Here is a 7306-nt window from a genome sequence, read left to right as displayed (position 1 = left end):
CGCCGCGCAGGCCGCCGCCGAGGCGGCCCGCCGGGCGGGCGGCCCGGCCACCCCGTGGAACGACCACGCCCGCAAGCTGCGGCCGGTGCTGCGGCCCGGCGCCGCCGCCTGGCGGACGTCCGGCTGGGCGCACTGACGTCCCGTGCACGACCAATCGGGTCCCCGGCCGCTGCGGCCGGGGACCCTTCCGTCTGCGCCCGCTGGGTCAGGCGGTGGCGGTGGCCGGCTCCTCGGCGGCCGGACGGCCGATCCGGCCCAGCACGGTGCCCAGCGCCAGGCTGCCCGGGCCGGTGAACACCAGCAGCAGGAAGACCCAGGCGTAGAGCGCGGCGGCCTCGCCGTGGTTCTGGATCGGCCACAGGCCGTGCTCCTGGTGGACGCTGAAGTAGGCGTAGGCCATCGAGCCCGAGCAGACCAGGGCGGCCACCCGGGTGCCGACACCGAGCAGCACCAGGACGCCGCCGACCAGCTGGATCACGGCCGCGTAGAAGCCGGGCCAGACCCAGCCGGCGACGGTGGAGCCGTCCCCGCCCGCCCCGCCGAGCACGCCGAACAGCGAGGCGGCGCCGTGGCAGGCGAAGAGCAGGCCGGTGACGATTCTGAACAGGCCGAGGGCGTGCGGCCGTACGGTCTCGACGGTCTCGCGGGGGGCGAAGGGCATGGGGGACGACTCCTCGTGAGGGGGGATCGGGCCGGGGAACTCACTTAGGGTTGCCTAAGCTAAGTAGTGACCGCAATCCCGCACCGCCCGATTTCACGCGCCCGTAACAGATCGTCACAGCGCGGGCACAACTGACGGACGGTCGGGCACCCGGGCCCCGTCGGCGGACGAAAGTGAGTACGCGTACTCAGGCGGGCCCGGCGGCGGCGCCGCAAGCTGGCGAGGTGCTCTGGTCAGACCCTCGCGACGAGCCCTCGCCCGAAGCCCGCCGGGTACAGCGCAAGCTGCACCGCGCGGGCCTGCTGCTCGGCGCCGTCACCGTCCTGGCGGCCCTGCTGCTGATGCTCAGAGCGGCGCCCTGACCGGGCTCCGAGCCCCTAGGCTTGGCGCATGACCGACCGCCGCACCCTGGTACTCGCCTCCGCCTCCCCCGCCCGCCTCGGACTCCTGCGTCAAGCGGGGCTCGACCCCCGGGTGCAGGTCAGCGGCTTCGATGAGGACTCGCTCAGCGCCCCCACCCCCGCCGAACTCGCCCTGGTGCTCGCCGTGGCCAAGGCGGAGGCGGTCGCCGCGGGCCTCACCGACGGCGAACTGGTGATCGGCTGCGACTCGGTCCTGGAACTCGACGGCGAGGCGCTCGGCAAGCCCGCCGACGAGGACGAGGCACTGCGGCGCTGGCAGTCCATGCGCGGCCGCTCCGGCGTGCTGCGCACCGGCCACTGCGTGATCGACACCGCCAACGGCCGCCAGGTCTCGGCGACCGCGTCCACCACGGTCCGCTTCGGCACCCCCGACGACACCGAGCTGGCCGCCTACATCGCCAGCGGCGAACCGCTGCACGTGGCCGGGGCATTCACCCTGGACGGGCGCTCGGCGCCGTTCGTCGAGGGCATCGACGGCGACCCCGGCAACGTGATCGGGCTCTCGCTGCCGCTGCTGCGCCGGCTGCTCGCCGAGCTGGACGTGCGGATCACCGACCTCTGGGCCTGAGTCCGCGAGGGGCGCGCCGCGAGCACCGGCGCGCCCGGCCGGATCAGCCCGTCGGCGGCGCGTACTCGGCGAGGAAGGCCTGGACGTCGGGCAGCGCGCCGTCGGCGAGCAGGGCGGCCCCGTGGTCGGCGCCCGGGTAGATCTTCAGCTTCTTGTCGGCCGAGACCGCCGCGGCGTGCAGGCTCCTCGCGTTGCCGGGGAACGGGCCGTCGTGCTCCTCGGCGGCGAAGAACACCGGCGCCGCCAGCCGCTTCACCGCGGTCGCGGCGTTGTCGGCGCCGAAGGACTCGGGGCCGCTCAGCGAGACCACCGCGGCCACCGGCAGCGGGCTGTCCGGCAGCGCCCCGGCCACCAGCGAACCGGTGCCGCCCTTGGACGCGCCGATCAGGACCACCCGGGCCACCCCCTTGTCCCTGAGGTAGCCGGTGGCCGACCGGATGCCGGTGGCGACGTCCCCGTTGGCGGTGAAGGGCAGCACCGCGTACCCCGCCCCGGTGAACGCGTCCAGGTAGGGGATCCAGTCGCAGAGGCTGCCGCCGTTCTGGTGCGAGAGGACGACCGCGACCTTGGCGCCGCCCGCGTCCGAGTCGCGGAAGTAGGCGTCCACCGTGCTGAGGTCGCTCGGGATGCTGACCGCTCCCTTGGCGCCCTGGTCCTTCGTCAGGCAGCCGTAGGTGACGACCCGGGCGCTCGGTGAGGGCGGGGCGGCCGCGTCCGCACCCGCCCCCGCGCCGCCGCACCCGGCGAGCAGCAGGGCCAGGGCCGCCGCCCCGGCCGCGGACATGCTGAACCGCTTCATGACTCCCCCGTGTTCTCGGCCGTCCGGCCCGGTCGGGCCGTGCGCTGCACGGTAGGGAGCGGGGCTCACGAGCGTCAATGGTCTGGACCATTACGGTTGCGGCACGACCGATCCGGAGCACATCGGTCCGTTTTCCCGTTGCGGATACGGACAGAACCCGCCCCGCACATCTGTCGCAGTGACCCACCGACCCCGGCCCGGCTCCGCCGCTAGGCTGGCGCAGCCGTCGGACCGGAAGGAGGCGCGATGATGACCGACAGCGTGCTGAACGTGGTGCTCGGCCTGGTCGCCAGCGCCCTCAGTGCCGGCCTCGGCTGGCTCGCGCAGAGCGTGCGCCGCCGGCGGCGGCGCGGCCGGGTCCGGGAGTTCTTCGGGATGCCCGCCGGCACCGAGTGCCTGCTGGTGGTCAACCACCACGCCGCCTCGCACAGCTCCAAGAGCGTGTCGCGCAACGACGTGTACGCGCTGATGGAGCTGTCCGCGCTGGTCAAGGAGTGCGGGGCGCAGGCCGAGGTGGTGGCGCACGACCAGGTCCGCCAAGGGCTCGGCGGCAAGGCCGAGTTCTGCCTCGGCGGACCGGCCAGCAACGCCCGCACCGCGGCCCACCTGGCCTCCTGGCTGCCCGGCGTCGACTTCGCGGTGCAGAACCCGGACGGCCCGTACGGGGACACCACCATCAAGGTGGGCGACCGCGAGTTCGCCTACGTGCACCCGGACGCCGCGCCCGGCGGGGAGACCTACGTCCTGCTGGCCCGGCTGCACCCGCGGCCGGAGAGCCGCCCGGTGTTCCTGATAGCCGGCCAGACCGCGACCTCCAACCACGCGGCGGTGCGCCACCTGGTGGCCAACCACCGCGCCCTGGCCCGGCGGCACGGCAAGGACGGCACCTTCGCGCTGGTCCTGCGGGTGGTCAACGCCCGGGCGTACGGACCCGACGTGGTCGAGCCGGTCGCCGACGTCACCGCGGCCGCGACCGCCCGCACGGCGCCGGTGGCCGCCTGAGGGACCTTCATGTGGCCAAGACCACACGCCCGACCGCGCGGCTCGAGCCGCCCGCGGGCCCGGCTCTACGGGCCCGCGTAACCTCGCCACCAGCGAGGTGTCCCACTGCGTGACCGGATGATCACATCAGCGGGTCACGCTCCGCGTGGGCTAGCTCACCACCTGGGGCTACTCGCCGGTACCACCCAGCAATCCCTAGACTCAACGAGGTTCAAGAAGGGAGCCACAGTGCGCAAGGTGCTCATCGCCAACCGCGGAGAAATCGCCGTCCGGGTCGCCCGGGCCTGCCGGGACTCCGGTATCGCCAGCGTCGCCGTGTACGCCGAGCCGGACCGGGACGCGCTGCACGTCCGCGCGGCCGACGAGGCCTACGCGCTCGGCGGCGACACCCCGGCCACCAGCTACCTGGACATCGCCAAGGTCCTGAAGGCCGCCGCCGACTCCGGCGCGGACGCCGTCCACCCCGGTTACGGCTTCCTGTCCGAGAACGCGGAGTTCGCCCAGGCCGTCCTGGACGCCGGCCTGACCTGGATCGGCCCGCCGCCGCAGGCCATCCGCGACCTCGGTGACAAGGTCACCGCCCGGCACGTGGCCCAGCGGGCCGGCGCGCCCCTGGTCGCCGGCACCGCGGACCCGGTCGGCGGCGCCGACGAGGTCGTCGCCTTCGCCCGGGAGCACGGTCTGCCGGTCGCCATCAAGGCGGCCTTCGGCGGCGGCGGCCGCGGCCTCAAGGTCGCCCGCACGCTGGAGGAGATCCCGGAGCTGTTCGACTCCGCGGTCCGCGAGGCGGTCGCCGCCTTCGGCCGCGGCGAGTGCTTCGTCGAGCAGTACCTGGACAACCCGCGGCACGTCGAGACCCAGTGTCTGGCCGACCAGCACGGCAACGTGGTGATCGTCTCGACCCGTGACTGCTCGCTGCAGCGGCGCCACCAGAAGCTGGTCGAGGAGGCCCCCGCGCCGTTCCTGACCGCCGAGCAGAACGCCGAGCTGTACCGGGCGTCCAAGGCGATCCTGCGCGAGGCCGGCTACGTCGGCGCCGGCACCTGCGAGTTCCTGGTCTCCCAGGACGGGCTGATCTCCTTCCTGGAGGTCAACACTCGCCTGCAGGTCGAGCACCCGGTCTCCGAGGAGGTCACCGGGATCGACCTGGTCCGCGAGATGTTCCGGATCGCGGACGGCGAGGAGCTCGGCTACGACGACCCGGAGGTCCGCGGTCACTCGATCGAGTTCCGGATCAACGGTGAGGACCCGGGCCGCAACTTCCTGCCGGCCCCCGGCACGGTGACGCTGTTCGCGCCGCCGTCCGGCCCGGGCGTGCGGCTGGACGCGGGCGTGGAGAGCGGCTCGGTGATCGGCCCGGCCTGGGACTCGCTGCTGGCCAAGCTGATCGTCACCGGCGCCACCCGCAAGCAGGCGCTGCAGCGCGCGGCCCGCGCGCTGGCGGAGTTCAAGGTGGAGGGCATGGCCACGGCCATCCCGTTCCACCAGGCGGTCGTCACCGACCCGGCGTTCGCGCCCGAGGTGCACGGCAGCGACGAGCCGTTCACGGTCTACACCCGCTGGATCGAGACCGAGTTCGACAACACCATCCCCGCCTTCACCGGCGCGGGCGGGGACGCCGAGGAGGCGGACCAGCGGGAGACCGTGGTGGTCGAGGTCGGCGGCAAGCGGATCGAGGTCTCGCTGCCCTCCTCGCTGGGCGTCTCCAGCGCCCCGGCCGCCGGTGGCGCCGCGGCCAAGACCAAGCGCCGCGCGGGTGCCAAGAAGGCCGGCTCGGCGGTCAGCGGTGACACCCTGGCCTCGCCGATGCAGGGCACCATCGTGAAGGTGGCGGTGACGGAGGGCCAGACCGTCGCCGAGGGCGAGCTGATCGTCGTCCTGGAGGCGATGAAGATGGAGCAGCCGCTCAACGCGCACAAGGCCGGGACCATCGTCGGCCTCAAGGCCGAGGTCGGCGCCAGCGTCAGCAGCGGCGCGGCGCTCTGCGAGATCAAGGACTGACCCCGCGTCGGTGCCACGGACCGGTCCGGATCCCCGCCACGGGGGTCCGGACCGGTCCGTTTCCGGGCGCCGCCACGGGGAGGTCTTCTGACAGTGGGTGACAAGGTCACGACAGCGGCTCATCGGTGTGACGAGTGCGCGGTACTCGTCGGTATTCGGTGATGGGGATTCCGATACCCGGACGTAGCCGCTAGTTTGCCCGAATCGCGTGATTCCGTCCCCACATCCCTCCGGCAGCAGTGGCCGAGGGTCCGGGTTCGCGCGGGAAAGGCAGTACCTCCTCATGAGCGCGGACACCACCCAGCGCACCAGGACCGGCCCCGAGGCCACCGCTGGCAACCCCGGCGGCGAGCTGCACGCCGGGCTCAAGAACCGCCACCTGTCGATGATCGCCATCGGCGGTGTGATCGGCGCCGGACTCTTCGTCGGCTCCGGCGCCGGCATCGCCTCCACCGGGCCGGGCATCCTGCTCTCGTACGCCCTGGCCGGCGTGCTGGTCGTGATGGTGATGCGGATGCTCGGCGAGATGGCCGCGGCCGACCCGCAGAGCGGCTCCTTCTCCGCGTACGCGGACCGGGCGCTCGGACGCTGGGCCGGCTTCTCGATCGGGTGGCTCTACTGGTTCTTCTGGGTGGTCGTGCTGGCCGTGGAGGCCACCGCCGGCGCCAAGATCCTCAACGGCTGGATGCCCGCCGTCCCGCAGTGGGCCTTCGCCCTGCTGGTGATGGCCGTGCTGACCGCGACCAACCTGGGCTCGGTCGCCTCCTACGGCGAGTTCGAGTTCTGGTTCGCCGGGATCAAGGTGGTGGCCATCGCGGCCTTCATCGTGATCGGCGTGCTGGCCGTGTTCGGGCTGCTGCCCGGCACCCACGCGGTCGGCACCAGCAACCTGACCGGCCACGGCGGCTTCCTGCCGCACGGCGTCGGCGCCGTCTTCACCGGCATGCTCACCGTGGTCTTCGCCTTCATGGGCAGCGAGATCGTCACCCTCGCCGCCGGCGAGTCCGCCGACCCGGAGAAGGCCGTCAGCAAGGCCACCAACAGCGTGATCTGGCGGATCGGCATCTTCTACCTGGGCTCGATCCTGATCGTGGTCACCCTGCTGCCCTGGGACTCCGCGGACGTCAGGAAGAGCCCGTACGTGGCCGTGCTGGAGCACGTCGGCATCCCCGGTGCGGGCCGGGTGATGGACGTCATCGTGCTGACCGCCGTGCTGTCCTGCCTCAACTCGGGCCTGTACACGGCCTCCCGGATGGCCTTCTCGCTCGGCCGCCGGGGCGACGCGCCCGCCGCCTTCGCCAAGGTCAGCAGCCGCGGCGTGCCGACCGTCGCGATCCTGTCCTCGGTGGTCTTCGGCTTCGTCGCGGTGTTCTTCAACTACACCTCGCCGAAGACCGTGTTCCAGTTCCTGCTGAACTCCTCGGGCGCCATCGCCCTGTTCGTCTGGATGGTGATCTGCTTCTCGCAGCTGCGGATGCGGAAGATCATCGAGCGTGAGTCGCCCGAGCGGCTGACCGTCCGGATGTGGCTGTACCCGTACCTGACCTGGGCCACCATCGGCCTGATCGGCTTCGTGATGGTCTACATGTTCACCGACCCCGACGGCCGCCAGCAGATGTACCTGTCGCTGGCCGCGGCCGCGCTGGTGCTGGCCGCCGCGCCGCTGGTGCAGCGCCGCCGGGCCGCCAGGGAGCTGGCGGCGGAGGCGACGAGCGGCGCCTGACCGCCCGCCGTACCCGCTGGGCGGGTCCTCGGTCCTAGCGGACCCGGGGCCCGCCCAGTTCGGCGAGCCGGCCCGACAGCTGGCCCGGCGGGCCGCTGTGCGCGCCGGGGCGGCGCTGGCCCGGCAACGG

Annotated in this window: 7 protein-coding genes; 5 read left to right on the top strand and 2 right to left on the bottom strand. The window is 73.1% G+C overall.

Annotated elements, in window-relative coordinates:
* Positions 1–205 precede the first annotated feature (205 nt).
* Positions 206–661: a DoxX family protein gene (locus AA75_RS17810; protein ID WP_033821059.1), complete on the bottom strand. Its 456-nt coding sequence runs from the start codon at positions 659–661 to the stop codon at positions 206–208.
* Between the two features lie 224 nt (positions 662–885).
* Here AA75_RS17810 and mmpB point away from each other — a divergent pair, with 224 nt between their 5' ends.
* Together mmpB and AA75_RS17805 are read left to right on the top strand one after the other, a co-directional pair.
* Complete coding sequence (gene mmpB / locus AA75_RS50930) at positions 886–1023, top strand: morphogenic membrane protein MmpB (protein ID WP_199520343.1); 138 nt, start codon at positions 886–888, stop codon at positions 1021–1023.
* Positions 1024–1051: 28 nt separating this feature from the next.
* Positions 1052–1651, top strand: a complete 600-nt coding sequence (locus tag AA75_RS17805; protein ID WP_033821058.1) for a nucleoside triphosphate pyrophosphatase — start codon at positions 1052–1054, stop codon at positions 1649–1651.
* Positions 1652–1694: 43 nt separating this feature from the next.
* Here the strand turns inward: AA75_RS17805 and AA75_RS17800 are convergent, their stop codons facing one another.
* A complete protein-coding gene (locus AA75_RS17800; RefSeq protein ID WP_033821057.1) occupies positions 1695–2450 on the bottom strand; it encodes a S9 family peptidase in 756 nt (251 codons plus the stop codon).
* Positions 2451–2696: 246 nt separating this feature from the next.
* Here AA75_RS17800 and AA75_RS17795 point away from each other — a divergent pair, with 246 nt between their 5' ends.
* The 3 genes from AA75_RS17795 to AA75_RS17785 all read left to right on the top strand — a co-directional run bounded on the left by AA75_RS17795 (position 2697) and on the right by AA75_RS17785 (position 7176).
* Complete coding sequence (locus tag AA75_RS17795; RefSeq protein WP_368666581.1) at positions 2697–3452, top strand: hypothetical protein; 756 nt, start codon at positions 2697–2699, stop codon at positions 3450–3452.
* A gap of 228 nt (positions 3453–3680) precedes the next feature.
* A complete protein-coding gene (locus AA75_RS17790) occupies positions 3681–5453 on the top strand; it encodes a biotin carboxylase N-terminal domain-containing protein (protein WP_033821056.1) in 1773 nt (590 codons plus the stop codon).
* A gap of 283 nt (positions 5454–5736) precedes the next feature.
* The gene (locus AA75_RS17785) at positions 5737–7176 is read left to right on the top strand and encodes an amino acid permease (protein WP_033821055.1); all 1440 of its coding nucleotides are present in this window, start codon (positions 5737–5739) and stop codon (positions 7174–7176) included.
* Positions 7177–7306 lie beyond the last annotated feature (130 nt).

Source organism: Kitasatospora sp. MBT63 (genome assembly GCF_000710465.2).
GTDB lineage: Bacteria > Actinomycetota > Actinomycetes > Streptomycetales > Streptomycetaceae > Kitasatospora.
The sequence above is the reverse complement of the archived record's forward strand: the minus strand, read 5'-3'. Positions and strand labels throughout refer to the sequence as shown.